At 56.4% G+C, this 24,507-nt stretch carries 23 protein-coding genes and 1 other RNA gene; 9 read left to right on the forward strand and 15 right to left on the reverse strand.

Annotation, left to right across the window (positions count from 1 at the left end; genetic code table 11):
• Window positions 1-97: 97 nt before the first annotated feature.
• Both ftsH and rlmE read right to left on the reverse strand, forming a co-directional pair.
• Entirely contained in the window at window positions 98-2,095 is a 1,998-nt protein-coding gene (gene ftsH, locus IEW65_RS13270) for an ATP-dependent zinc metalloprotease FtsH (RefSeq protein ID WP_188639963.1), read from the reverse strand.
• 227 nt (window positions 2,096-2,322) lie between these two features.
• Window positions 2,323-2,970 carry a 23S rRNA (uridine(2552)-2'-O)-methyltransferase RlmE gene (gene rlmE / locus IEW65_RS13275; RefSeq protein WP_188640168.1) on the reverse strand — a complete coding sequence of 216 codons (648 nt, stop codon included), beginning with the start codon at window positions 2,968-2,970 and terminating at the stop codon, window positions 2,323-2,325.
• A 114-nt stretch (window positions 2,971-3,084) separates the two neighbouring features.
• Between rlmE and yhbY the strand changes: the two genes are divergently transcribed.
• Window positions 3,085-3,411, forward strand: coding sequence for a ribosome assembly RNA-binding protein YhbY (gene yhbY, locus IEW65_RS13280; RefSeq protein ID WP_188639964.1), 327 nt, complete (start codon window positions 3,085-3,087; stop codon window positions 3,409-3,411).
• A 102-nt stretch (window positions 3,412-3,513) separates the two neighbouring features.
• Here yhbY and greA read toward each other — a convergent pair whose 3' ends face one another.
• The 6 genes from greA to IEW65_RS13305 form a co-directional block, all read right to left on the reverse strand.
• The gene (gene greA / locus IEW65_RS13285; RefSeq protein WP_188639965.1) at window positions 3,514-3,990 is read right to left on the reverse strand and encodes a transcription elongation factor GreA; all 477 of its coding nucleotides are present in this window, start codon (window positions 3,988-3,990) and stop codon (window positions 3,514-3,516) included.
• On the reverse strand, window positions 3,987-7,217 hold the full coding sequence (gene carB / locus IEW65_RS13290) for a carbamoyl-phosphate synthase large subunit (protein ID WP_188639966.1): 3,231 nt from the start codon (window positions 7,215-7,217) through the stop codon (window positions 3,987-3,989). The genes greA and carB overlap by 4 nt, the downstream gene beginning before the upstream one ends.
• 75 nt (window positions 7,218-7,292) lie before the next feature.
• Window positions 7,293-8,438 (reverse strand): glutamine-hydrolyzing carbamoyl-phosphate synthase small subunit, encoded by a 1,146-nt coding sequence (gene carA / locus IEW65_RS13295; RefSeq protein WP_188640169.1) that lies wholly within the window; start codon window positions 8,436-8,438, stop codon window positions 7,293-7,295.
• 56 nt (window positions 8,439-8,494) lie between these two features.
• Complete coding sequence (locus IEW65_RS17180; protein ID WP_268234730.1) at window positions 8,495-8,626, reverse strand: hypothetical protein; 132 nt, start codon at window positions 8,624-8,626, stop codon at window positions 8,495-8,497.
• A gap of 195 nt (window positions 8,627-8,821) precedes the next feature.
• Window positions 8,822-9,628 carry a 4-hydroxy-tetrahydrodipicolinate reductase gene (gene dapB, locus IEW65_RS13300; RefSeq protein WP_188639967.1) on the reverse strand — a complete coding sequence of 269 codons (807 nt, stop codon included), beginning with the start codon at window positions 9,626-9,628 and terminating at the stop codon, window positions 8,822-8,824.
• Between the two features lie 113 nt (window positions 9,629-9,741).
• Window positions 9,742-10,023, reverse strand: coding sequence for a DUF2218 domain-containing protein (locus IEW65_RS13305; protein ID WP_188639968.1), 282 nt, complete (start codon window positions 10,021-10,023; stop codon window positions 9,742-9,744).
• A 252-nt stretch (window positions 10,024-10,275) separates the two neighbouring features.
• Between IEW65_RS13305 and IEW65_RS13310 the strand changes: the two genes are divergently transcribed.
• The 3 genes from IEW65_RS13310 to IEW65_RS13320 are packed head-to-tail and all read left to right on the forward strand — an operon-like array spanning window position 10,276 to window position 13,203.
• A complete protein-coding gene (locus IEW65_RS13310) occupies window positions 10,276-11,403 on the forward strand; it encodes an ABC transporter substrate-binding protein (RefSeq protein ID WP_188639969.1) in 1,128 nt (375 codons plus the stop codon).
• On the forward strand, window positions 11,393-12,460 hold the full coding sequence (locus tag IEW65_RS13315; RefSeq protein ID WP_188639970.1) for a FecCD family ABC transporter permease: 1,068 nt from the start codon (window positions 11,393-11,395) through the stop codon (window positions 12,458-12,460). Before IEW65_RS13310 ends, IEW65_RS13315 begins: the two co-directional genes overlap by 11 nt.
• On the forward strand, window positions 12,454-13,203 hold the full coding sequence (locus IEW65_RS13320) for an ABC transporter ATP-binding protein (protein WP_188639971.1): 750 nt from the start codon (window positions 12,454-12,456) through the stop codon (window positions 13,201-13,203). The genes IEW65_RS13315 and IEW65_RS13320 overlap by 7 nt, the downstream gene beginning before the upstream one ends.
• On the opposite strand, the gene IEW65_RS13325 is transcribed toward IEW65_RS13320, so the two are convergent.
• Window positions 13,181-14,083, reverse strand: a complete 903-nt coding sequence (locus tag IEW65_RS13325) for a DMT family transporter (RefSeq protein WP_188639972.1) — start codon at window positions 14,081-14,083, stop codon at window positions 13,181-13,183. The two genes, IEW65_RS13320 and IEW65_RS13325, sit on opposite strands and share 23 nt — an antisense overlap.
• Window positions 14,084-14,259: 176 nt before the next feature.
• On the opposite strand from IEW65_RS13325, the gene IEW65_RS13330 reads away from it, so the two are divergent.
• Complete coding sequence (locus IEW65_RS13330) at window positions 14,260-15,204, forward strand: HNH endonuclease (RefSeq protein ID WP_188639973.1); 945 nt, start codon at window positions 14,260-14,262, stop codon at window positions 15,202-15,204.
• A 67-nt stretch (window positions 15,205-15,271) separates the two neighbouring features.
• Here IEW65_RS13330 and dnaJ read toward each other — a convergent pair whose 3' ends face one another.
• The 3 genes from dnaJ to grpE all read right to left on the reverse strand — a co-directional run bounded on the left by dnaJ (window position 15,272) and on the right by grpE (window position 19,249).
• Window positions 15,272-16,426 carry a molecular chaperone DnaJ gene (gene dnaJ / locus IEW65_RS13335; RefSeq protein ID WP_188639974.1) on the reverse strand — a complete coding sequence of 385 codons (1,155 nt, stop codon included), beginning with the start codon at window positions 16,424-16,426 and terminating at the stop codon, window positions 15,272-15,274.
• A 109-nt stretch (window positions 16,427-16,535) separates the two neighbouring features.
• Window positions 16,536-18,467, reverse strand: coding sequence for a molecular chaperone DnaK (gene dnaK, locus IEW65_RS13340; RefSeq protein WP_188639975.1), 1,932 nt, complete (start codon window positions 18,465-18,467; stop codon window positions 16,536-16,538).
• A 152-nt stretch (window positions 18,468-18,619) separates the two neighbouring features.
• Window positions 18,620-19,249, reverse strand: a complete 630-nt coding sequence (grpE, locus tag IEW65_RS13345) for a nucleotide exchange factor GrpE (RefSeq protein ID WP_188639976.1) — start codon at window positions 19,247-19,249, stop codon at window positions 18,620-18,622.
• A gap of 199 nt (window positions 19,250-19,448) precedes the next feature.
• Between grpE and recN the strand changes: the two genes are divergently transcribed.
• Window positions 19,449-21,122 (forward strand): DNA repair protein RecN, encoded by a 1,674-nt coding sequence (gene recN, locus IEW65_RS13350; RefSeq protein WP_188639977.1) that lies wholly within the window; start codon window positions 19,449-19,451, stop codon window positions 21,120-21,122.
• 122 nt (window positions 21,123-21,244) lie between these two features.
• On the opposite strand, the gene fur is transcribed toward recN, so the two are convergent.
• Complete coding sequence (fur, locus tag IEW65_RS13355; protein WP_188639978.1) at window positions 21,245-21,697, reverse strand: ferric iron uptake transcriptional regulator; 453 nt, start codon at window positions 21,695-21,697, stop codon at window positions 21,245-21,247.
• Between the two features lie 72 nt (window positions 21,698-21,769).
• On the opposite strand from fur, the gene bamE reads away from it, so the two are divergent.
• Window positions 21,770-22,222, forward strand: a complete 453-nt coding sequence (bamE, locus tag IEW65_RS13360; RefSeq protein WP_188639979.1) for an outer membrane protein assembly factor BamE — start codon at window positions 21,770-21,772, stop codon at window positions 22,220-22,222.
• 11 nt (window positions 22,223-22,233) lie between these two features.
• Here the strand turns inward: bamE and IEW65_RS13365 are convergent, their stop codons facing one another.
• Together IEW65_RS13365 and IEW65_RS13370 are read right to left on the reverse strand one after the other, a co-directional pair.
• A complete protein-coding gene (locus tag IEW65_RS13365) occupies window positions 22,234-22,545 on the reverse strand; it encodes an RnfH family protein (protein ID WP_188639980.1) in 312 nt (103 codons plus the stop codon).
• Entirely contained in the window at window positions 22,535-22,969 is a 435-nt protein-coding gene (locus IEW65_RS13370) for a type II toxin-antitoxin system RatA family toxin (RefSeq protein ID WP_188639981.1), read from the reverse strand. The genes IEW65_RS13365 and IEW65_RS13370 overlap by 11 nt, the downstream gene beginning before the upstream one ends.
• Before the next feature lie 127 nt (window positions 22,970-23,096).
• On the opposite strand from IEW65_RS13370, the gene smpB reads away from it, so the two are divergent.
• Window positions 23,097-23,588: an SsrA-binding protein SmpB gene (smpB, locus tag IEW65_RS13375; RefSeq protein WP_188639982.1), complete on the forward strand. Its 492-nt coding sequence runs from the start codon at window positions 23,097-23,099 to the stop codon at window positions 23,586-23,588.
• Window positions 23,589-23,633: 45 nt separating this feature from the next.
• Window positions 23,634-24,013: a transfer-messenger RNA gene (ssrA, locus tag IEW65_RS13380) on the forward strand.
• The last annotated feature ends 494 nt before the right edge of the window (window positions 24,014-24,507 follow it).

Consider the following 24,507-nt stretch of genomic DNA (forward strand, 5'->3'; position numbering starts at 1 on the left):
AAAAATAAAAAGAAACATAACTGCCTATTGGCACCCAGCATAACAAAAAGGCGCCCCATTATGGGACGCCTTTGCTAACACCTGTGGGATGACACCCTTAAGAACCCGCAGAGCCGCCTAACGGATCAGAGGGACGGCGACGAGGCTCATCGCTATCTTCTTCGCTGTCATCACCCGACTCGCTAGGTGCTTCATCCTTCGCTTTCACTTCTGGCTGGTCATCGCTAACGGGCGTGCCGCCACCGGATGAATCACCGTCGCTCCAGCCCTCAGGTGGACGCGGATCGCGGCCTTCCATGATGTCTTTCAGCTGAGTCGCATCAATGGTTTCAAACTTCATAAGCGCTTCCGCCATGGCATCCAGCTTGTCACGGTTGTCGTGCAGAATCTGGCGCGCCTGCTCATAGCACTGGTCAATAATCTTGCGCACTTCTTTATCAAGACGCGTGGTGGTTTCACCCGACTTCAGCTTACCACCGCCCTGACCAGGGCCACCGAGGAACTGATGCGACTCGTCCTCATCGTACATGAGCGGGCCCATTTCATCGGACAGACCCCACTTGGCCACCATGTTATGGGCAAGCTCTGTTGCGCGCTTGATGTCGTTAGAAGCACCGGTGGTCACACCGTTTGGCCCAAGCGTCATTTCTTCGGCAATACGACCACCAAACAGCGAACAGAGCTGGCTGATGATCTGCTGACGCGACAGGCTGTAGCGGTCCTCTTCCGGCAGGAACATCGTCACACCCAGCGCCCGGCCACGGGGAATAATCGTGACCTTGTAAACCGGATCATGCTCTGGCATGACCAAACCGATAATGGCGTGACCCGCTTCGTGGTACGCAGTATTCAGCTTCTCTTTATCAGTCATGACCATGGATTTGCGCTCAGCGCCCATCATGATCTTATCTTTGGCCAACTCAAGCTCTTCCATGCTGACCAAACGCTTGTTACGACGAGCAGCAAATAGCGCGGCTTCGTTAACCAAGTTGGCGAGATCAGCACCGGAGAAGCCCGGCGTACCGCGCGCAATCAGCACCGGCTTCACGTCATCCGACAGCGGCACTTTGCGTAGGTGAACGCCAAGAATGTGCTCACGACCCCGAATATCCGGCAAACCAACGGTGACCTGGCGGTCGAAACGACCGGGGCGCAAGAGCGCCGGGTCAAGCACGTCCGGGCGGTTGGTGGCGGCGATGACAATGATGCCTTCGTTGGCTTCAAAGCCGTCCATTTCCACCAGCAGCTGGTTGAGCGTTTGCTCACGCTCATCGTTACCGCCACCCATGCCGGTACCGCGAGAGCGGCCAACAGCATCGATTTCGTCGATGAAGATAATGCAGGGTGCCTGCTTCTTCGCTTGCTCGAACATGTCGCGTACACGAGATGCACCGACACCCACGAACATTTCAACGAAGTCAGAGCCCGAAATGGAGAAGAACGGTACCTTCGCTTCGCCTGCAATGGACTTGGCCAGCAGCGTTTTACCGGTACCGGGCGGGCCCACCATCAGCACGCCACGGGGAATGGTACCGCCCAAGCGCTGAAACTTAGTGGGGTCGCGCAGGAAGTCGACGAGTTCTTCGACCTCTTCCTTCGCTTCATCACAGCCCGCCACATCTGCAAAGGTGGTTTTAATCTGGTCTTGGGAGAGCAGCTTCGCCTTGGATTTACCAAAGCTCATCGGGCCGCCTTTACCGCCACCGGCACCGCCCTGCATTTGGCGCATAAAGAACATAAAAATAGCCAGGATCAGCAGAATCGGGAAGCTGGCAATCAGCAGACGCGTCCAGATGCTTTGCTGTTCTGGCTCTTTACCCACCACCGTCACATTATTGCTGAGCAGGTCATCCATCAGCTTCGGGTCTTCCGCTGCCGGACGAATCGTCTGGAACTGTGACCCATCCGTACGCTCACCAGAGATGGTATAGCCATCAATCGTGACACTACGGACCTGCTGATTTTGCACCTGCTGCACAAACTGTGAGTAGTTCGTGGTTTGTGGTGCGCTTTCCGTACTGAAATTATTGAACACTGTCAGTAGAACGGCCGCGATGACCAACCACAGAATCAGGTTCTTCGCCATATCGTTCAAGGGGCTACCCTCATTACAAGAATCCGTCAGTTAACCGCTAGTACTCAGACCTTACACTAGAGTACAACGTTCAACCATTGCCAAAGCACATTTGGCTTTGGGCCATCTGTGTCACGCTCGTCCAATGTGCATAATGTGACACACCTTACGCTTGCCTGTCTGGCAATCGCGGTGATAAATCTTTGCTATAACACGTTGCCATAACACCAGGGCCTTGCCAGCACTGGCTAACCGCGATAGCCCTCCGCTAAAAAATAGACTTCTCGGGAGCGCGCTCGTGAAGCATCCGGCTTGCGAGTAACAACACGTTCAAAGCTGCCACGCAGCTCTTTCAGATAAGTGTCAAAGCCCTCGCCCTGGAACACCTTGACCAAAAAACGCCCTTTGGGGGAGAGCGTCTCGCGAGCCAACTCCAGCGCTAGCTCTACCAAGTACATCGCCTGGGGCTGGTCAATCGCAGCCATACCACTCATATTGGGGGCCATGTCCGACATAACAAGGTCTACCGGGCGATTTCCCAGGCGCTCCATAATCGCGTTCAGCACGCTCTCTTCGGTAAAATCACCCTGCAGAAAGTCCACACCTGCCAGCGCGTCCATCTCCAGAATATCGGAAGCGATGACCACGCCCTCAGGCCCGACTTTCTCAGCGGCAATTTGGCTCCAGCCACCGGGGGCAGCACCCAAATCGATCACCGTCATGCCTGGGCGAAACAGCTTATCTTTTTCATCCAGCTCCAGCAGTTTGTAGCTCGCCCGTGAGCGGTAGCCATCCTGCCAGCTCTGCTTCACGTACTGGTCGTCGAAATGTTCTTTTTTCCAGTTGTTGCTGGTTTTGCTCACTGAATGTTTTCGGCTTGGGGGCTTTTGCTGCATGTGGGAATCTGACACTGGAATAAGAGATGGACGCATTGACGTGATTGCTTTCACTTAGCGGCATTTCACCGTAAGATGGAACGTTAAGCGCTAACCGGGATACCGCAAGATACCATGAGCTTGTCACAGGCACAAAAGAAAGCATTTCGTAGCATTGGCCACCATTTGAACCCCGTGGTCACCGTTTCTGAGAACGGCGTCTCCGAAAATCTGCTCGCAGAACTCAGCCGCGCGCTCAATGATCACGAGCTGATCAAGGTGAAGCTCGCGCTGCCAGAGCGGGACGACCGCGCCGCGATGATTAACGAGCTGTTGGCTGATAGCAACGCCGAGCTCGTGCAAACCATTGGCAAGATGGCGCTACTGTACCGCCACAACCCGAAGGTCAATCCAAAGCTTTCCAACGTTGCTCGCTTTGAGAACCACCACGGGCGGCACTAACGCGCACCGTAATATGCTGACACGGCGCCAAGCGCCGCTAAGCCAAAAGGCCCGACGCAGTTACCTGCATCGGGCCTTTTTTATAGCGCTATCAGCACGCGTTTAGAGGTGTTCAACCGTCTCAACTTCGTACTCAACGTCGCCACCAGGGGTCTTCACTACCACCACGTCGCCCTCTTCTTTACCAATCAGAGCACGGGCGATAGGTGACGTCACTGAAATGCGGCCCTCTTTAATATTGGCCTCATCCTCACCCACAATGCGGTAGGTGACGCTGGCATCGCTGTCTAAATTCAGCAGCGACACGGTCACACCAAAAATAACCTTGCCAGTTTTGGGCAGCTTGGTGACATCAATCACCTGGGCAACCGAGAGCTTGCTCTCGATTTCCTGAATACGACCCTCAATAAACCCCTGCTGCTCACGGGCGGCGTGGTACTCGGCGTTCTCCTTAAGGTCGCCGTGTTCACGCGCTTCAGCGATCGCTGCAATCACCTGAGGGCGAGCTTCGCCCTTCAAGTGGTTGAGCTCTTCGCGAAGGCTTTTTTCTCCCGCTACCGTCATCGGGACCTTATTCATTTATTTGCTCCTGCATGCAGATCCTGAAGGCGCCGCACCGTAATCTCCCTACCGTACTCTAGCGCCATACAAACAGCATTAGCGCCCGCCAAGGTGGTCGCATAGGGCACCTTGCGCGCGAGAGCAGTACGGCGAATGATCGAAGAGTCGTTAATTGCCTGACGACCTTCGGTAGTGTTCACGATGTAGGCGATTTCGTCGTTCTTCAGCAGATCGACGATATGGGGACGGCCTTCGTAGACTTTATTGACGTGCTCCACGGGTAGCCCAGCGGCTTCAATCGCTGCTGCCGTGCCGCGTGTTGCACAAAGTGTGAAGCCCAATGTTAGCAGAGAACGGGCCACTTCGATAATCCCCTGCTTGTCCGGCTCACGCACGGACAGGAACGCTTTACGGTCGCCATCCAGCGCCGGGATCGCTTCGCCCGCGCCTAGCTGCGCCTTGAAGAAGGCTTCAGCAAAGGTCTCGCCCGAGCCCATCACTTCACCGGTAGATTTCATTTCCGGCGAGAGAATCGGGTCAACGCCCTGGAACTTGTTGAACGGGAAGACCGCTTCTTTCACGCTGTAGAAGTGCGGCACGATTTCGCGCTCAAAGCCCTGCTCGGCCAGCGTTTTACCGGCCATGCAGCGGGCGGCAATCTGCGCCAGCGAGGTGCCAATGCACTTGGACACAAACGGCACGGTACGCGATGCACGGGGGTTGACCTCGATCACGTAGATCTCGCCATCCTGCCACGCCAGCTGCACGTTCATCAGGCCCTTCACGCCCAGCTCAACGGCCATTTTCTTGACCTGCTCGCGCATCTCATCCTGAACATCAGCAGGCAGCGAGTAAGGCGGCAGCGCACAGGCGGAGTCGCCGGAGTGAACGCCCGCTTGCTCTACGTGCTGCATGATACCGCCGATCACGACCTGCTGGCCGTCAGAGACCGCATCGATATCCACTTCTACCGCGGCGCTCAGGAAGTGATCCAGCAGTACCGGCGAGTCGTTGGAGACTTTCACCGCGTTGGTCATGTAGTTTTCAAGCTCGGAAGCGTCGTAGACGATCTCCATCGCCCGGCCGCCCAGGACATAGCTCGGACGCACGACCAAGGGGTAACCGATTTTTTCAGCTTTATCGAATGCTTCTTCAAAGCTGCGCGCGGTGGCGTTAGGCGGCTGCTTCAGGCCAAGCTTGTCGATCATCACCTGGAAGCGCTCGCGGTCTTCAGCGCGGTCGATGGCGTCCGGCGTGGTGCCGATAATCGGCACGCCTGCGGCTTCCAGCTCGCGAGCCAGCTTCAGCGGGGTTTGGCCGCCGAACTGTACAATCACGCCTACCGGCTTCTCTTTATCAGCAATTTCCAGCACATCTTCCAGCGTGACGGGCTCGAAGTAGAGACGATCAGAGGTGTCATAGTCGGTAGAAACGGTTTCCGGGTTACAGTTGACCATGATGGTTTCGTAACCGTCGTCGCGCATGGCGAAGGCGGCGTGAACGCAGCAGTAGTCAAACTCGATACCCTGGCCGATACGGTTCGGGCCACCGCCCAGCACCATGATTTTCTGGCGATCCGAGACGTCCGCTTCGCACTCTTCCTCGTAGGTGGAGTACATGTAGGCCGTATCCGACGCAAACTCAGCGGCACAGGTGTCCACGCGCTTGTACACCGGGCGAATGCCTGCTGCCTGACGCGTTTTGCGGAACTCTTTTTCCGACACGCCCAGAAGCTTGGCTAAACGGGCATCACCAAAGCCTTTACGCTTGAGCTGATAAAGCTCGCGCGCAGAAAAATCGGTAAGCGTTCGCTTAGCCACCGCGTTTTCGGTCAGCACCAGATTTTCAATCTGCACCAGGAACCAAGGATCAATGTTGGTCAGCGCAAAGATCTCGTCAACGCTCATACCGGAACGCATGGCGTCGGCCACAAAGAAGATACGCTCGGCACCCGCCGCCTGCAGCTCGCCCTTGATTTGGGCCATGGCTTCATCGGTGAATTCGGTCACGATCGGGTCGAGGCCGTCGTTACCAGTTTCCAACCCGCGCAGCGCTTTTTGCAGCGACTCTTGGAACGTGCGGCCAATCGCCATCACCTCACCCACCGACTTCATCTGGGTGGTCAGGCGGTCGTTAGCCTGGGGGAATTTCTCGAACGTAAAGCGCGGAATTTTAGTCACGACATAGTCGATGGACGGCTCAAACGATGCCGGCGTTTGACCACCGGTAATGTCGTTCTGCAGCTCATCTAGGGTGTAACCCACTGCCAGCTTCGCGGCGATTTTAGCAATCGGGAAACCGGTAGCTTTCGATGCCAGCGCCGACGAGCGCGACACACGCGGGTTCATCTCGATCACGACCAGACGACCGGTTTTCGGGTCCATACCAAACTGCACGTTGGAGCCGCCGGTTTCCACGCCGATTTCACGCAGTACCGCGAGGCTCGCGTCCCGCATGATTTGGTACTCTTTATCGGTCAGCGTTTGCGCAGGCGCGACGGTGATGGAGTCGCCGGTGTGTACGCCCATGGGGTCGAAGTTTTCAATCGCGCAGACGATAATGCAGTTATCGTTTTTGTCGCGCACCACTTCCATTTCGTACTCTTTCCAACCCAGTAGCGACTCATCAATCAGCAGCTCGTGGTTGTTAGAAAGCTCGAAACCGCGGGTACAGATCTCTTCGAACTCTTCCTTGTTGTACGCCACGCCGCCGCCGGAGCCGCCCATGGTGTAGGAAGGACGAATAATCGTCGGGAAGCCAAGCTCTGCCTGAATCTCCCACGCCTCATCCATGGTGTGCGCTACCTTGGCTTTCGGGCACTCAAGGCCGATGCGCTTCATGGCTTGGTCGAACAGGTCGCGGTCTTCCGCCATATTAATGGCGTCGGCGTTAGCACCGATCATCTCAACGCTGTACTTGGCCAGCACGCCATGCTTTTCAAGATCCAGCGCGCAGTTCAGCGCGGTTTGGCCGCCCATGGTGGGCAGAATAGCGTCCGGGCGCTCGACTTCGATAATTTTCTCAACCGCCTGCCAAGTAATCGGCTCGATGTATGTAGCATCGGCCATGGCGGGGTCGGTCATGATGGTGGCTGGGTTAGAGTTGACCAAAATAACCCGGTAACCCTCTTCGCGCAGCGCTTTACACGCCTGGGCGCCAGAGTAGTCGAATTCGCAGGCCTGGCCGATGACAATCGGGCCAGCGCCAATGATAAGAATGCTGTTGATATCGGTACGCTTAGGCATAACGGTTCCCGCAAAAAGTGGTGACGATGAGCATCAAAACGGCGTAATTAGGCAATGAGAGGCAGCGCGGCAAACTTAGCGGCGCGCCTGCATCATGGCGATAAAGCGATCAAACAGCGGCGCGACATCACGCGGGCCGGGGCTGGCTTCCGGGTGGCCCTGGAAACTAAACGCTGGGCGGTCGGTACGCTCAATACCCTGCAGGGTGCCATCAAACAGCGAACGGTGCGTCGCACGTACGTTAGCAGGCAGGGTTGCTTCATCGGCCGCAAAGCCGTGGTTTTGGCTGGTGATCATCACGGTGCCGGTGTCTAAATCCTGTACCGGGTGATTGGCACCGTGATGGCCGTGGCTCATCTTGACCGTTTTGGCACCGGAGGCCAGCGCCAGCAACTGGTGGCCTAAGCAGATACCAAATACCGGGGTATTGGTTTCCAGCACTTCTTGGATCGCTTTAATGGCGTAGTCGCAGGGCTCGGGGTCGCCGGGGCCGTTGGCGAGGAACACGCCATCGGGGTTCATCGCCAGCACCTCAGCCGCAGGCGTTTGCGCGGGCACCACCGTCAGGCGGCAACCGCGTGCCGCCAGCATACGCAGGATGTTGAACTTCACGCCGTAATCAAACGCAACCACATGGTAAGGGCGCTCACCCTGGGTGGTATCCGCGTAACCTTCGCCCAAGGTCCACTCGCCTTCTGACCACTCGTACGCTTCTTTGCACGAGACTTCCTTGGCTAAATCCATGCCCTTCAGGCCAGGGAATGCCTTCGCCGCCGCCAGCGCCCGTTCTACGGCATCTTCACCTTCTGCATCGGCACCCGCCAAAATCGCACCGTTCTGGGCACCTTTATCGCGCAGAATGCGCGTTAGGCGGCGAGTGTCGATATCCGCAATGCCCAGCACGTTTTGGCTTTTCAGGTAATCAGAGAGGGTTTGCTCAGAGCGGAAGCTGCTGGCCAGCAGAGGGAGATCGCGAATTACCAAGCCCGCTGCCGCAATCGAGGCAGACTCTACATCTTCAGAATTGATGCCGGTGTTGCCGATATGGGGATAGGTCAGGGTGACGATTTGGCGGGTGTAAGAGGGGTCAGTGAGGATTTCTTGGTAGCCGGTCATGGCTGTATTGAACACCACCTCACCGCTTGTGACTCCATCCGCGCCAATAGCAGTTCCATGAAACACACTGCCATCTTCCAGGGCCAATATCGCGGGTTTGCTCAATGCGGGGTTATTCAAAACAAGTTCTCCCATGCTGGTGGGAGCCTGTGGGCGCAGGCTCAGCGATCCGGTTGTCGGCGTTTGCGTGCAAACGTCGGGTCGTAAAAAAGCGGGACGAAGCCGACAATAAAAAAATCGGTTTCATCCCGCTTGTTGTTCTCTTCCATGGCATCTGTAACGGCATCGGCCACGGTGCAGCATCTAGCTGACTATTTTTTAACTAAACGGCCAGTGCAACAAGCGCGGTGCTCTCTCTACAGCTCTTCACTATAGATATTTTGCTGCTTTTTGCAGCCACTGGGCCAAAATTTTTGGAATGTTACAGGATTTACCGGCCTTCGGCTAGCCCTTTATTGTAGGCGCTGTACCGAAGGCTACTTTGCTGATTAGTTAAGTGCCAGGACATCCTGCATGTCGTAACGGCCATGAGGTTGGCTGGCGACCCAACGAGCAGCCCGTACCGCGCCCTTGGCAAACGTCATCCGGCTAGACGCCTTGTGGGTAATCTCGATGCGCTCGCCTTCGGTAGCAAACATCACGGTGTGTTCACCGACGATATCGCCTGCGCGCACGGTAGCAAAACCGATCTCTTTATCGGTACGCGGGCCGCACTGCCCTACCCGCTCAAACACGCCGTGCTCTTTCAGGGTACGGCCCAAGCTTTCGGCCACCACTTCACCCATTTTGATCGCCGTACCGGAAGGCGCGTCGACTTTATGACGGTGGTGAGATTCGATCACTTCAATGTCGTAGCCTTCGTCACCCAGCGCCTTGGCCGCTGTTTCCAGCAGTTTCAGCGTCAGGTTCACGCCCACGCTCATATTGGGAGCGAACACCATGGCGACCGTATCGCGGTAGCTATCGAGCGTTGCTAGCTCTTCGTCATTCATGCCGGTGGTGCCAATCACCATGCGCTTACCGTGCTCAGCACAGAACGCCAAATTGGCTAATGTGACCTGGGGCGCAGTGAAATCAATCAGCACGTCGAAGTCATCCACGATGGCCGCTAGCGAATCTACCGCCACCACGCCACGCTTACCTACACCCGCCAGCTCGCCAATATCTGCGCCCACCAAGGAGCTGCCTGGCTCCACAATGCCGCCCGCCAGCGTCGCATCTGCCGCTTGCTCAATAGCATTGACTAAGGTGCGGCCCATACGGCCAGCTACGCCTACAATGGCAATTCGGGTCATGGAAACTCCTGCGCGTGGGCTGTTGAATATTCACGAGATACAAAAAAGGTGGCCGCGATTATAGCAGACCACCTTAGCGATGCGGCGCTAAAGGCTGCGCCACGCCGACGCAATCAATTCTCCCAGACGATCACCAACGGCTCATCTTTCGCCATGCGCACTAAATGGCTCTCCACCACACCCTCTAGCTGGTCTAGATGCTCTTCCTCTAGGGTTTCAATCGACACCGACAGCCGCTCTGGGTCTGCATGCATCAGGCAAGTACCGCTGGCAAACACGATCTTGGCATCCTGCTCACTGTGCTCTACCTCAAGCTTATGCGCCCAGTGCTTGCACAAGCGGTTGATTAATTTCGCACCAGACGAGGTGGCAATCTCTGCTCGGGATAACGGCATGATGTTCTCTCCATCTCAAAAGCGAGTAAGTACCCACTAGCGTAATACTCGCAGTGCAAAGAACCAAGCGACGAATGAGAATTTGTTGCAACAGCGTGTTGCTAAACGCTAACGCCTCTCACTTACCTCGACAGCTTTATTGCTTTTGAGGATAATGCCAAACATGAGAATAGCAATTAACCTCAAAACCTATGTTTGATTAAACACCCATCGTTAGCTTTGACGCTAAAAACCCAGGTAATCGATGCCACTATGCTGTCACGCCTATCTTTTTCGCTTATGAGCGCGCTGACGTCTCTCGTTTGCGTTTCTGCCGCCGCGGCCCCTATCACGGTCACTGACATTGCTGGCCGACAGATCACTCTCGACGCCCCTGCTGAACGCGTCATTCTCGGTGAAGGCAGGCAAATTTATTTACTGGGTATGCTCGAACCGGAAGCACCGTTAGCCCATGTAGTGGGGTGGCGAGAGGACTTTTCCCAAGCGGACCCAGACAATTACCAGCGCTACTTAGAGCGTTTTCCCGAGATGGCGTCGATTCCCACGCTTGGGGGCTTCAAAGACGGCACCTTCGATGTCGAGCAAGCGGCATCGCTGAACCCCGACCTCATCCTAATGAATATCGAGGCAAAAGCGGCTACCGAAGATGCCGCATACGACGACAAACTCGCAGCGCTGGATATCCCCATTGTCTACGTGGATTTCCGCGAAGATCCTATCGAAAACACCATCCCTTCGATGCGCTTAATCGGCCAGTTGATGAACGATGAGGCAGCCGCCGAGGAGTTCATCACCTTTGCAGAAGAACAGCTCGCGCGGGTAACCGACATCATTGAGCAAGCCAACCCCGACCGGCCACGCGTCTTCATCGACCGTGCGGGCGGCTATTCCGACGAGTGCTGTATGAGCTTCGGCCCTGCCAACTTTGGTGAATACGTAACGCTCGCAGGCGGCACCAACATTGCTGACAGCATCATCCCCGAAAGCTTTGGCAACCTAAACCCCGAGCACATTATTGCTGCTAACCCGCAGCACGTGGTGGTCACAGGCGGCAGTTGGGATGCCTATGTACCAGGCGGTGACTGGGTAGGCGTTGGGCCAGGCGCGGACCAAGCGCTGGCACGGGAAAAACTGCAGGCGTTAACGACCCGCACCGCTATGACCGGTATTGAGGCTGTCGAGACGGGGAACGTACACGCCATTTGGCACCAGTTTTATAACAGCCCTTACTATTTCGTCGCCGTACAGCAGTTGGCCAAGTGGTTCCATCCCGAGCTGTTTGAAAATGTAGACCCCGAAGCCACCTTGAAAGAGCTTCACGAGCGGTTTTTGCCGATCAATTACCAGCCCGGCTACTGGGTAACGCTTCATGACCACTAATGCCAACGTCGCCAGCCCAACCTCCGGGCGCACTTTTTATCGCGCACAAGTGTGGCGCCGGCAGCTGATTCTGGTGGGCTTGACCCTAGCGCTGCTGCTCAGCCTATGCGTGGATTTGGCACTTGGCCCCGCCCGTTTCAGTTTGTCTGAGGTCGTTGCGGCGCTGGTGACTCCGGGCGCCGTCAGCCAGCAGGCGCGGGTCATACTCTGGGATATTCGTATGCCAGTCGCGTTAATGGCGATGGTCGTTGGGGCCAGCCTCTCGGTGGCAGGCGCACAGATGCAGACCATCCTGAGCAACCCACTCGCCAGCCCGTTCACGCTGGGGATTTCCGCAGGTGCCAGCTTTGGCGCAGCGCTGGGCTTAGCCTTTGGCGTGGCGATCATCCCCGCCGCGATTGAATACGTGGTACCCATCAACGCCTTCGTGATGGCGATGTTCACCGCGTTTTTGATTCACGCACTCAGCCTCAAGCGCGGCGTTACCGTCGAAACCATCGTGCTACTCGGCATTGCGATGGTGTTCATCTTCAACTCTCTGATGGCGCTGATTCAGTTCTTTGCCAGTCAAGAGGCCGTCGCTGCTGTCGTGTTTTGGACGATGGGCAGCCTTACCAAAGCCACTTGGCCAAAATTCTGGGTAGCGCTTAGCGTCTTAGCCCTGGTGATGCCGCTACTGGCACGCCACGGGTGGGCCCTCACCGCCATGCGCCTGGGCGATGCCAAGGCCGAAAGCATGGGCGTTAATCCTCGCGCGCTACGCCTAGAAGTACTGGTGCTCGTTTCGTTACTCGCCGCTATCGCCGTCGCCTTCGTTGGCACGATTGGTTTCATTGGTTTGGTGGGCCCGCATATCGCCCGCATGCTGCTAGGCGAAGATCAACGTTTCTTCCTGCCAGGTTCGGCGCTGTGCGGCGCGCTAATTCTCTCGGTGGGCTCGGTCATTTCGAAGATCCTCATTCCCGGCACCATCATTCCCATCGGCATTATCACCTCGCTGGTGGGTATCCCCTTCTTCCTCTTTCTCGTGCTCAACCATAAGAAGGCCGCATGGTAACGCTACAACTTAAGAACGTGAGCGCCCGCTACGGGCGCAACACCATTGTTCACGACATCTCCACGCCCTGCTTTCAAGGTGGGCAAGTGGTGGCCTTGCTTGGCCCTAATGCGGCAGGAAAATCGACGCTGTTTCGTCGTATTTTGGGGCTACTAAAAGGTAGCGGCGATGTGCTCATTCAGCACACCACCGCCGAGCGCCCTGTGGCCTACATGCCCCAGGATACCGGCGCAAAAGCCGTCCTATCGGTCTATGAGTCCGTGCTGTTGGCCCGCATGCAAGGGCGTAGCCTAACGGTACAAGCCGAGGACCTCGCCCAAGTGGATAAAGCGCTTGCCGAGCTGAACATCAGCGCGCTGGCCGAGCGTGATATTGGCGACTTAAGCGGCGGCCAGCGCCAGCTGGTGAGCGCCGCCCAGGCGCTGGTTCAGGAGCCTGAGATACTGATGCTGGACGAACCCACGTCCGCCCTTGATCTCAACCGCCAAATTAGCCTATTGAGCGTACTGAGGCGCCTTGCCGACGAGCGGCAAATGCTAATCCTGGTAGCGCTGCACGATATTGGCCACGCACTGCGTTTTACCGATCACGCCATGGTGTTGGAACAAGGCCGGCTGATTGCCTGCGGTGCCACAGAAGAAGTCATTACGCCCGCACTACTGCGCAGCGTTTACCACGTGAACGCCCGCATTGAGCCCTGCTCGAAGGGGCAGCCTCAGCTTATCGTCGAAGAGGCCATTTAAAGCGCCTGCCCTCCAGCGCTGCCAAAGCAACACCGGCCAGCATAAAGGGCAGAGCCAAGAAGAAATAATGCGAAGCAGGGATATCGAATAGAAACCAATCCGCCAGCACCGGCCATATCAACGCCAAGTACTCAAACGGCGCTAACCGCGACGCCTCGGCATAGCGAAATGCCAACGTCATCGCGATATGCGCCGCACCACCCAACAATCCTGCCAACACCAGCAAGCCAAGCGTTAAAGGGCTTAACGACGCCCAGCCCAGCGGCAGCGTCGCCAGCCCCGCCAGTGCCGACACCAAAATAAAGTAAAACGCGATGGAGCCCGTGGTTTCGGTGCGTGAAATGCGCCGCACGGTGAGTAGCGCACCCGCCGTTAATAACGCACTCATCACGGCCAATAGATAGCCCATTAGCTGCCCCTGCTGGGCAGAGCCGCCCACATTCGGCAGCACCAGCACGGCCATCCCGCAAAGCGCCAAACCCATCGCCAACGCACGCACCCGCGTAAAACGCTCGCCCAGCAGCAACACACCGCCCAGCGCCATAAAGATAGGGGTCAACTGCGCTAATAGCGTGGCCTCTGCCACCGGCAACACCGCCACGGCGGCAAACGAGGCAAACATCGCCGCAGCACCCAACCCAGAGCGCAGCGCATGGCCCAGCGGGCGCCGGGTTGCCAAGCCGTGAGGAAATTCCCGGCGTAAGGCCAGAAACACCATGATCGGCAGCAGCGCAAACAGCGAACGAAAGAACACCGACTGCCCCACCGGCACGGCATCGCTCACCGCCTTGATACACACCAGCATGCCCGTAAACAGCCCCCCCGACAGCACACGTAGCAAGATCCCCACGTAAGGGCGGTTAACAGCATCCTGGGGCATAGCACGGCTTCCTTCACTCATGATGAGCCAATGGTTAATCAGCAGATGCTGTTATTGTGACGCAAATTGCTTTTCGTTAGCTCATCTATCACTGTCTGATTTGATCATTTTTGTGCGAGGGACGACTATTGAACACGAGACAATCTCGCGCAGGCTTGACCAAACTTGAGACCAGCATGACAGACGAAACACTCACCTGCCTGACCGCTCTACGAGTTGGTAGAAGCCGAGGCCAACTGGCGGCTAATAAGCCTTGCTTACTGCTGGCGATAATTTGCGAAGTTCAAAGCGGCCACATTACAACACCCCAGATATTGATCGATGATCGCTTGGTAGCACGCTATTTTGATCTCTATGAAGCAGCCACCGGTGATCGCCAAGCTGGCAACCCTCACCTACCTCTCTGGCATTTAAAAAGTGATCAAGGCATTTCAGGAGCCCTTTGGAAGCCTCACTTCGAGAGCAGCATCACTAAGATCGTGGATAGCCTTGGGCAACCTAAATCGCTTAAAAAACTACGAGAGCTGTTTACCGAGGCAACGCTTGATTACGCATTATTTAATGCCTTTCAAGACCCATCTAAAGCCCACATCGCCTGCGCGCTCATCGTGGCACACTATTTTACGAGCCCTGCCCAGCAGCATGCGCTCAATGCTTACTTAACCACAGCCCTTGAAAGCGGTGAGTACGAGAAACAGCCTGACCGCTTAGTTGGCGAGGTGAAAGAGAGCGCCCAGCAGCAGGCACGCTCTGCGGCATTTCGCACGCTCGTGCTTGAAGCCTATGACTATCGCTGCGCGGCCACCCGCTTACGTTTCATCACGCCAGACTATCGCTATCTTGTCGAAGCCGCTCATTTGATCCCCTTTGCTAAGAGCTACGATGACCGGCCAACAAATGGTCTAGCACTGACGCCCAACTTGCATTGGGCAATGGATAACTACCTGATTGCTCCTGGCCCAGATCATAAGTGGCATGTCAGCCCAACCCTTGATGACCTAATGCCAGATAACGCATGGCTTCATCAGTTGCATGGACAAACCGTCGTACTTCCCAGAGCCAAGCATTGTCAGCCTTGCCAACAGGCACTGGCATGGCGCTTGGATCACCTGCTGCGCTGAACAGACACGAAAAAGCCCCAGCACGTAACCGTGCTGGGGCTTTTTACGTAGTGGCGCTATACCGCCCTTACGGCTTCATCTCTTCAAAGAACTTCTTCACGCTGTCGAAGAAACCGGTCTTCTTCGGCGAGTGGCTGTGGCTGTTGCTGCCATCGAAGCTCTCTTGCAGTTGGCGAAGCAGGTCGCGCTGCTCGTCGTTGAGATTGACGGGCGTTTCCAACACTACTTTGCACAGCAGGTCGCCGGGGGCGCCGCCGCGCACAGGCTTCACGCCTTTGCCACGCAGGCGGAAGAGCTTGCCGGTTTGGGTTTCCGGCGGGATCTTCAGCTTCACGCGGCCATCGAGCGTGGGCACTTCTAGCTCGCCACCTAACGCTGCATCCACAAAGTTGATCGGCACGTCGCACTGCAGGTGCTTGCCGTCACGCTTGAAGATATGGTGCGGCTTGATCGCGACCTGAACGTACAGATCACCCGCCGGGCCACCGTTCACGCCGCTTTCACCTTCGCCGTTTAAGCGAATGCGGTCGCCGGTATCCACACCCGGTGGAATCTTCACGGAGAGCGTGCGGGTTTCGCGAACGCGGCCTTCACCGTTACATTTGTGGCACGGCACTTTGATGTGCTGGCCACTGCCGTGGCAGGTGGGGCAGGTTTGCTGAACGGCAAAGAAGCCCTGCTGCATACGCACTTGGCCGTGGCCATGGCAGGTAGGGCAGGTTTCTTTGCTGGAACCCGGCTCGGCACCGCCGCCGTCACAGCGGTCACACTCGATATGGCGCGGTACGCGAATATCGACCGTGGTACCGGCAACCGCGCTTTCTAGATCAAGCTCTAGGTTGTAGCGCAGGTCGGAACCACGAGCGGGTGCGTTAGGCCCACGACGGCGGCCACCGCCACCCCCGAAAATATCGCCAAACACATCGCCAAAAATATCGCCAAAATCGCCGGCTCCGCCGCCGCCGAAGCCACCGCCACCAAAGCCGCCGCCCTGGCTATCCACACCGGCATGACCAAACTGGTCGTAGGCCGCGCGCTTCTCGCCATCACTGAGTATTTCGTAGGCTTCTGACACTTCACGGAATTTTTCCGCTGCGGTGTTATCGTCCGGGTTTCGATCAGGGTGGAATTTTTGCGCCAGACGGCGATAGGCTTTTTTGATCTCTTTCTGATCAGCCCCTTTTTCGACACCCAGGACTTCGTAATAATCGCGCTTGGACATGGGTCCTACGCCTCCTGGTTAGCGACGCTCTATAGGCGTCTCGGCCGCGGAAACAGCAACGCGGGAGTTGCCTCCCGCGTCACCGCTTTCCTTGGCAGAAAGAGGTGGGTTACTGCTTCTTCTTGTCGTCGTTGACTTCTTCGTACTCAGCGTCAACCACGTCGTCGTCCTGCTTGGTGTTGGCTTCTTCTGCGCCTTCACCGCCTGCCTGTGCAGCGTCTGCCTGCTCGGCATACATTTTTTGCGCCAGCTGGCCGGAGACTTCGGTCAGTGCATCCAGTTTCTTCTGGATGTTGTCCTGGTCATCGGTTTTCAGCGCTTCTTCCAGTTCACTAATAGCGGTTTCGATGGCCTGTTTTTCGTCATCGGTCGCTTTATCGCCCGCTTCTTGAACGGTTTTGCGGGTGGCGTGGATCATGCCGTCCGCTTGGTTACGCAGCTGCACCAGCGCTTCGAACTTTTTATCTTCGTCCGCGTGGGCTTCGGCATCGCGTACCATTTGCTCGATCTCTTCATCCGAGAGGCCGCTGGACGCTTTGATGACGATGGACTGCTCTTTACCGGTAGCCTTGTCTTTGGCAGACACGTTCAAGATACCGTTGGCATCAAGGTCGAACGCCACTTCAATTTGCGGTACACCGCGCGGGGCCGGCGGAATATCGGAAAGGTCAAAACGACCCAGCGATTTATTCTGCGTGACCTGCTTACGCTCACCCTGAACGACGTGAATGGTCACGGCCGTCTGGTTGTCATCCGCGGTTGAGAAGGTTTGTGTCTTCTTGGTCGGGATGGTGGTGTTCTTGTCGATCAGCGCGGTCATCACGCCACCCATGGTTTCGATACCCAGGGTCAGCGGAGTCACGTCAAGCAGCAGAACGTCTTTCACGTCGCCACCCAGTACGCCGCCCTGAATCGCAGCACCTACGGCCACTGCTTCATCGGGGTTAACGTCTTTACGTGCTTCTTTACCGAAGAAGTCAGCCGCTTTCTTCTGAACCATCGGCATGCGGGTTTGGCCGCCGACCAGGATCACTTCATCGATTTCAGACGCGGACAAGCCAGCATCTTTCAGTGCCGTTTTGCACGGCTCGAGCGAGCGCTGAACCAGCTCTTCTACCAGCGACTCCAGCTTGGCACGCGTCACCTTCACGTTCAGGTGTTTCGGGCCAGTGTTATCAGCCGTGATGTACGGCAGGTTCACGTCGGTCTGCTGAGCGCTGGAAAGCTCAATCTTGGCTTTCTCTGCGGCTTCTTTCAGACGCTGCATGGCCAGGTTGTCGCCGGAGAGGTTGATGCCGCTATCGGTTTTGAACTGGTCAACCAGATAGTTAATCAACGCCAGGTCGAAATCTTCACCGCCCAGGAAGGTGTCGCCGTTAGTGGCTAACACTTCAAACTGAGTTTCGCCGTCAACGTCGGCCACTTCGATGATGGAGATATCGAAGGTACCGCCACCCAGGTCGTATACCGCGATGGTTTTATCACCACGGGATTTATCCATGCCGTAGGCAAGTGCTGCGGCTGTCGGCTCGTTGATGATGCGCTTAACATCAAGACCGGCAATCCGGCCCGCATCTTTAGTGGCCTGACGCTGGCTGTCGTTGAAGTAGGCCGGAACGGTGATAACCGCTTCAGTGACCGGCTCGCCGAGGTAGTCTTCAGCGGTTTTCTTCATTTTCTTCAGCACTTCCGCGCTTACCTGCGGCGGTGCCATTTTTTTGCCTTTCACTTCTACCCACGCATCGCCGTTATCGGCTTCAGCGATTTTGTACGGCACCATTTTGATGTCTTTCTGGACCACGTCGTCTTTGAAGCGACGGCCGATCAGACGCTTAATGGCGTACAGGGTGTTTTCCGGGTTGGTCACGGCTTGGCGCTTGGCGGCCTGACCTACCAGAGTTTCACCGTCGTCGGTGTAGGCAATGATGGAAGGCGTGGTACGACCGCCTTCGGCGTTTTCAATGACTTTAGCGCTGTCACCATCGAGCACGGCCACACAAGAGTTAGTGGTGCCCAGGTCGATACCAATAATGCGTCCCATAGCAAAAACCTCGAATTCGGTTGAAACAAAACTGATGTTTTACGCCGCGATGACTCTGCTGGCGTCTGCGGGTTTTCCCGCGGGTTGCCCTTTATTTGGGGGCCGCTTGCAGCATTTCAAGGGCTTTTTTTACTGCAATGCGTCAACGCGGCTTAATTTACTTTTTGACTGACCACCACCATGGCCGGGCGCACGAGGCGACCGTTGAGCAGATACCCCTTCTGCATCACATCCATGACCGTATTGGGGTCTAGCTCTGGGTTTGGCACCATCGCCATGGCCTCATGCACCTGCGGGTCGAAGGGCTCGCCATGGGGCTCAATGCTTTCCACGCCAAACTTGTTCAGCACGTCTAGCTGCATTTTCAGCGTCATGGAAACACCTTCGCGGTGCACGTCAGACGCATCTTCTTGCATGCTTTCCAGCGCTTTCTCCAAGCTATCGACAACGGGCAACAGCTCCTTAACAAATTTTTCAAGGGCAAACTTGCGCGCTTTCTCCGCTTCCTGTTCCGCACGACGACGTACATTCTGGGCTTCCGCCGCTGCGCGCAACGCTTGGTCTTTGGCTTCCGCTAGGCTCTGCTCCAGCTCTTCTACCTGGGCGGCCAGCACGTCGGCTTCGGGGCTACCAACGCTGCCTTCCAGCGCGCCGTCGTCGTCAATCAAGCCTTCAAGCTCGCCTTCTACCAGGCGCTCTTCAGCAGACTGCTCGGTCACCTCGGCTTCTTGCTCTTGGCGGGCCAGCTCATCTTCCAACGGGGTTTGCGGTTCTTTAGCCATGCCTTACTCCTGAAATAAGTAGCGGTGCCGGTAGCGGCCACCTACGTTAAGTAGCGGGTATTAACCACGTATGCTGCCTATATGGGGGCCATAAAAAGCATCTCAAGAGGGGCATTGAAGTGAGTTATCGACTACTGTATAAAACACCAATTAGTGGATAAGTATCCAGCTTCTGTGCTGCACCGCCTCAGGAGGCCCTATGCTTACGCAGCTAGCCATCCAAGATTACGCCATCGTTGACCGCCTAGAACTCGACCTAACCCGCGGCATGACCGCCATTACCGGTGAAACTGGGGCGGGCAAATCCATTCTGCTAGGTGCTTTGGGCCTCTGCCTGGGCGAGCGCGCCGATGCGGGCAGCGTACGCCACGGCTGCGAGCGCACTGACCTTTCCGCTCGCTTTGATATTCAGCATCTTCCTGGCGCCACTGAGTGGCTCACCGCCCGCGACCTGCCTATTGAAGAGTGCCTACTGCGCCGTGTCGTGACGGCGAATGGCCGCTCAAAAGCGTGGATCAACGGCCACCCTGTCACCATTGCGGACCTAAAATCCCTCGGTGAGCAGCTGATTCAAATTCATGGCCAGCATGCCCACCAGGCCTTAATGCGCGAAGAAACGCATTTAGCGCTACTGGATGATTACGCGGGATTACGCGAGCGCAGCCAGCAGCTCGCTGAGACCTTCCGTGAATGGCGCAACGTTCGGCGGCGGCTGAAGAAGCTCAGCGAAGAAGGTAGCGAAGTAGAAGCCAAACGCCAGCTACTGCGCTATCAGGTCGAAGAGCTTGACCAGCTAGGCCTTGCCGAAGGAGAGCTGCAAACCCTCGAAGAGGAGCAGCACACTTTGGCTCATGCCGAAGAGACGCTACGCGAAACCCAATTTGCCGCCGACTGCTGTGAAAGTGACGAAGGCGGTGCGCTGTCGCTGCTCAACCAAGCGTACGCCCATCTCAGCGCCCTGCCCGGCAGTGATAAAGGAACGCTTGCCAACACCCTTACTATGCTCCGCGATGCCCGTATTCAGGTAGAAGAAGCCGCCAGCGAGCTGCAGCGTTTAGCCAGCACCACCGAGCTAGACCCCGAACGCCTCGCCTGGGTGGAAGAGCGCATGGGCGATGTACACCGCGTTGCCCGCAAGCATCACGTTGCCCCCGAAGAGATTTGCGCACTGCATGCTCAGCTGCAACACGAAGTAGCCCAGCTAGAAGCCAGCGACGATGACCTTGAGTCGCTAAGCACCCAAGTAGCTGAATACCGCGAGCGCTATCGCAGTGAAGCGAAACAACTGAGCGAGGCACGCCAAAAAGCCGCTGTGCGCTTGGGTAAGGAGGTTCAGCAACAGCTCGCTTTCTTAGCTATGGGTAAAGCACGCTTTGAAGTGGACGTGACCCCACGCGAAACGCCGACGCCAGAAGGTTTGGACCACGTTCAATTCTTAATTAGCGCCAACCCCGGCCAGCCCGCTCGCCCGCTGACCAAAGTGGCCTCGGGCGGTGAGCTTTCACGTATCAGCTTAGCGATTCAGGTGGTAGCAGCATCACACTCAACGATTCCAAGCCTGGTATTTGATGAGGTCGATGTGGGTATCTCAGGGGCAACGGCTGAAATTGTTGGGCAACTGCTGCGCAAGCTAGGAGAAAACGGCCAGGTAATGACCGTGACCCACCTGCCCCAAGTGGCCGCTCAAGCGCACCAGCACCTGCATATTGAAAAACGCGCGAAACGGGACACCACCCTCACCCACATGGCACTGCTGGATGAGCGCGGCCGCATTAGCGAGCTGGCCCGCATGCTGGGCGGTGTGACGCTTTCTGATCAAACCCTGGCCCACGCACGTGAAATGCTGCTGGCCAGCCAGCGCCCGCCGCACTGAGATAGTAGGGTCGAGCCTTACCTTAATCTGGCGTTAAACACAAAAACGCTCCCAGGGCGCAAGTGATGATTCACTGGCACTCTGGGAGCGTTTTCACACGGCTATGCGCTTTTTACGATTCGCTATTTACGATTCGTTGGACCGCTGTCCTGGCGTGTGACGTCTGACCCGCGAGGGCGTACGTACAACACCAGAGCGTGATCCACTAGCTCGTAGCCGTGCTCTTCGGCGATCTCTTGCTGGCGACGCTCGATAAAATCATCTACAAACTCGATGATTTCACCGCTTTCCAGACACACCATATGGTCGTGGTGGTCTTCTTGGGTCATCTCGAACACCGCATGGCCACCGTCAAAATTGTGACGAATCACCAAGCCTGCTGATTCAAACTGAGTCAGCACGCGGTAGACGGTTGCCAAGCCAACATCCTCGCCCGCATCAATCAGTGTTTTATACACTTCTTCTGCGCTAAGGTGGTGTTGGCCCGAAGCATTTTCGAGAATCTGCAGGATCTTGACGCGCGGCAGGGTCACTTTCAGCCCGGCTTTGCGTAGTTCATGGTTCTGATCGGCCATGGTTGCTCTTCGCAGTAACAGGTTAGGTCGGGTATCATCGACCGAAACCACGATAGTGAAGAACAGGCTCAAATGCAAAAATTGACTCGTATCATTACCCTTTCCGTTGCCCTGACTGTTGTTAGCGGCTGTAGCTACGTTGGCGTTTACAAGCGCGACATTCCCCAGGGCAACCTGATCACCCAGGAGATGGTCAGCCAGCTCCAGCCGGGCATGACCCAGGAGCAGGTGACCTATGTGATGGGACGTCCGCTATTGGAAGCGCCGTTCGATTCACGCGAGTGGGACTATGTCTACCGCATCGATAAAGCGTATGAAGGCGTTGAACAGCGCCGCGTAACGCTCACGTTTGATAACGCAGGCAGGCTGGTCAACATTGAGCAGGAAGGCGATTTATCCCGCGACCTACCGATCAGCACAGACCGCGGCATGGGACCAGCCGTAGAAGGCGCTGACCCGCTGGATGCGATGCCCACGCAGCAAACACCCACGCCAGAGCCACAGCCCATCATCACGGGTGAGTAACGGCTGGGGGCTTATTGCCCCTTGGCCTGGCGTTTGGCCCGCTCTAGGCGGGCCGCTTTGGGGTCAATCTGCAATGGGCGATAGACTTCCACACGGTCGCCCTCGCGCAGGGGCTCTTTGTCCGGGTGGCGAATAGCCTTGCCAAAGATACCCAGCGGAGCCTCTAGAAAAGTTTCGCTGGGCAGCTCTTGGAACAGGCTTGGCAAATCTGCCATCTCCACGGCTTGGCGCGCCGTGGTGCCCTTAGGCACCGCAAGCGCCACAATGCGCTGCTTGTGCGGCAGCGCAAAGGCAACCTCTACCTTCAGCTCGCTATCGGCCATACAGCTCGTCAGCACGCTTAGTGAAGGCATCCACTAGCTGCCCTGCAATTTGCTGGAACAGCTTGCCAAACGCCATGCTCAGCAACCGATTGGCGAATACAAACTCCATTTCCAGGCTTACCTTGCAGGCATTTTCGCCCATAGGCGTAAACAGCCAGCGCCCTTTCAGCTGTTTAAACGGCCCCTTCACCAGCGAAAGATCGATGCGCTCGGGGGCAAATAGGTCGTTACGTGTAGTGATGGTTTGCTCCACCCCGGCGCGCCCTAAGGTCATCTCGCCAATGAGATGGTCGGCGTCATGCTCAAGCAAACGCGCCCGTCGGCACCCCGGTAGGAACTCGGGGTAGCGTTCGAAGTCATTGACCAAATCGAACATTTGTTGGGGGGTGTGCCGCACCAAGGCGGTACGATTAACGGTTGGCATTGACCTCTCCGCTGACTTCACAGTGCCCAAAGCGTATCATGGGAAACATTTTTTCAGACCTTGAATGGTATCACGCCTCCCCACATAACGAAGGGGGATGCTACTGACAGATCAACGAAGAGGTTCCATGGCCACTAAGAAAGGTAACAGCAAGGGCCCCGGCAGCAGCGTAATTGCCCAGAATAAGAAGGCGCGGTTTGAGTACCATATCGACGAAACCTTCGAAGCGGGCTTGGTGCTGGCAGGTTGGGAAGTGAAAAGCCTGCGTGCGGGTAAAGCACAGCTGACCGACACTTATATTTTAATCCGCAACGGCGAAGCGTACCTGTTGGGTAGCCATATTATGCCGCTCAACACAGCCAGCACTCATGAAATTGCTGACCCTACCCGTACCCGCAAGCTACTGCTGCACCGCAAAGAAATTGCCAAAATCTTTTCGGTTACCCAGGACAAGGGCCACACCTGTGTGCCGCTCAAGCTGTACTGGAAACGCAACAAGGTGAAGTGCGAGCTGGCACTGGTGACCGGTAAGAAAATTCACGATAAACGCGCCACCGAGAAAGACCGCGACTGGAGCCGCCAAAAAGGCCGAATTATGCGGGAACATAACAAGGCATAACTGGTCAATTGGAGCTGAGCACGTTAGAATGCGGCTCTGAACTAAGGGGGCGACATGGTTTCGACGCCGGTGACAACCCTTGCGGTGCATGCCGAGAGCGTGATGTATCTCGTAAATCCCACATCACGAAAAATAGTCGCAAATGACGAAAACTACGCTCAAGGCGCGCTGGCAGCTTAAACCCTGCTAGCTTCTTGTCTGGCCCCAAGGTGATGTGCCTATTCATCGCTGAGGGGATATGAGCTAAAGCTGATAGGACCGCGGTAGGTGGTGTCTTCTCGCCTACCGTCAAACTTTAGAAGGCTCGCGAGGCTGAATCCTGATCGTCGGAGTCAGTCGCGTTAAAGCAAATGACGAAATCTAAGCATGTAGAGCCAATAGGCGCGTGCTGGCGGACGCGGGTTCAATTCCCGCCGCCTCCACCAGACACCCCTTCGAATCAAGCACCCTCGGGTGCTTTTTTCGTTTCTGACGCACGAGAATGCGTTTATTCAAAAAGGCAATTCTAGCCGCTCTACTCTGTTATTCCCTACCACTCATTCAGTTTGCGCTACTAGCCCAAACGGCAACCACGAAGACCACAGCAGGCAAACGCACTAGCGACCTACTGCCCTGCGCTTTAGAAGCACTGAAAATGCAGAAGACGCTCAGCTACTTACACCCAATCGGCCTTGTTTTCCTCAATCCCGCACAGGCGAACCATGGATCGGCGATCAGGCGATACGCAAAACACTTGGACCCACGCACTAAAGCACATAGGCGTTCGGTACCGACTGCCATACCAAACCCGCCACATCAACGCGAGCATGATGGACGGGGCGCAGGCGAGCCGCTAGCGTGGGTACTCAAGCAGATGTGGCATACCGCCGCGGTGACTACCTCACGGACCTATGAGAGGTGAATACCTGACATAAATAGC

The sequence above is a fragment of the Vreelandella lutescens genome (assembly GCF_014640815.1).
GTDB classification, from domain to species: domain Bacteria; phylum Pseudomonadota; class Gammaproteobacteria; order Pseudomonadales; family Halomonadaceae; genus Vreelandella; species Vreelandella lutescens.

Excerpts from the sequence above, each read along its gene's own strand:
- IEW65_RS13330 (WP_188639973.1), top strand. The coding sequence starts at position 14,260 with ATGACAGACGAAACACTCACCTGCCTGACCGCTCTACGAGTTGGTAGA.
- greA (WP_188639965.1), bottom strand. The coding sequence starts at position 3,990 with ATGAATAAGGTCCCGATGACGGTAGCGGGAGAAAAAAGCCTTCGCGAA.
- dnaJ (WP_188639974.1), bottom strand. The coding sequence starts at position 16,426 with ATGTCCAAGCGCGATTATTACGAAGTCCTGGGTGTCGAAAAAGGGGCT.
- carB (WP_188639966.1), bottom strand. The coding sequence starts at position 7,217 with ATGCCTAAGCGTACCGATATCAACAGCATTCTTATCATTGGCGCTGGC.
- fur (WP_188639978.1), bottom strand. The coding sequence starts at position 21,697 with ATGGCCGATCAGAACCATGAACTACGCAAAGCCGGGCTGAAAGTGACC.
- IEW65_RS13365 (WP_188639980.1), bottom strand. The coding sequence starts at position 22,545 with ATGGCCGATAGCGAGCTGAAGGTAGAGGTTGCCTTTGCGCTGCCGCAC.
- IEW65_RS13325 (WP_188639972.1), bottom strand. The coding sequence starts at position 14,083 with ATGCCCCAGGATGCTGTTAACCGCCCTTACGTGGGGATCTTGCTACGT.
- rlmE (WP_188640168.1), bottom strand. The coding sequence starts at position 2,970 with ATGCAGCAAAAGCCCCCAAGCCGAAAACATTCAGTGAGCAAAACCAGC.
- yhbY (WP_188639964.1), top strand. The coding sequence starts at position 3,085 with ATGAGCTTGTCACAGGCACAAAAGAAAGCATTTCGTAGCATTGGCCAC.
- recN (WP_188639977.1), top strand. The coding sequence starts at position 19,449 with ATGCTTACGCAGCTAGCCATCCAAGATTACGCCATCGTTGACCGCCTA.
- IEW65_RS13310 (WP_188639969.1), top strand. The coding sequence starts at position 10,276 with ATGCTGTCACGCCTATCTTTTTCGCTTATGAGCGCGCTGACGTCTCTC.
- bamE (WP_188639979.1), top strand. The coding sequence starts at position 21,770 with ATGCAAAAATTGACTCGTATCATTACCCTTTCCGTTGCCCTGACTGTT.
- dapB (WP_188639967.1), bottom strand. The coding sequence starts at position 9,628 with ATGACCCGAATTGCCATTGTAGGCGTAGCTGGCCGTATGGGCCGCACC.
- IEW65_RS13370 (WP_188639981.1), bottom strand. The coding sequence starts at position 22,969 with ATGCCAACCGTTAATCGTACCGCCTTGGTGCGGCACACCCCCCAACAA.
- smpB (WP_188639982.1), top strand. The coding sequence starts at position 23,097 with ATGGCCACTAAGAAAGGTAACAGCAAGGGCCCCGGCAGCAGCGTAATT.
- IEW65_RS13305 (WP_188639968.1), bottom strand. The coding sequence starts at position 10,023 with ATGCCGTTATCCCGAGCAGAGATTGCCACCTCGTCTGGTGCGAAATTA.
- IEW65_RS13315 (WP_188639970.1), top strand. The coding sequence starts at position 11,393 with ATGACCACTAATGCCAACGTCGCCAGCCCAACCTCCGGGCGCACTTTT.
- grpE (WP_188639976.1), bottom strand. The coding sequence starts at position 19,249 with ATGGCTAAAGAACCGCAAACCCCGTTGGAAGATGAGCTGGCCCGCCAA.
- dnaK (WP_188639975.1), bottom strand. The coding sequence starts at position 18,467 with ATGGGACGCATTATTGGTATCGACCTGGGCACCACTAACTCTTGTGTG.
- IEW65_RS13320 (WP_188639971.1), top strand. The coding sequence starts at position 12,454 with ATGGTAACGCTACAACTTAAGAACGTGAGCGCCCGCTACGGGCGCAAC.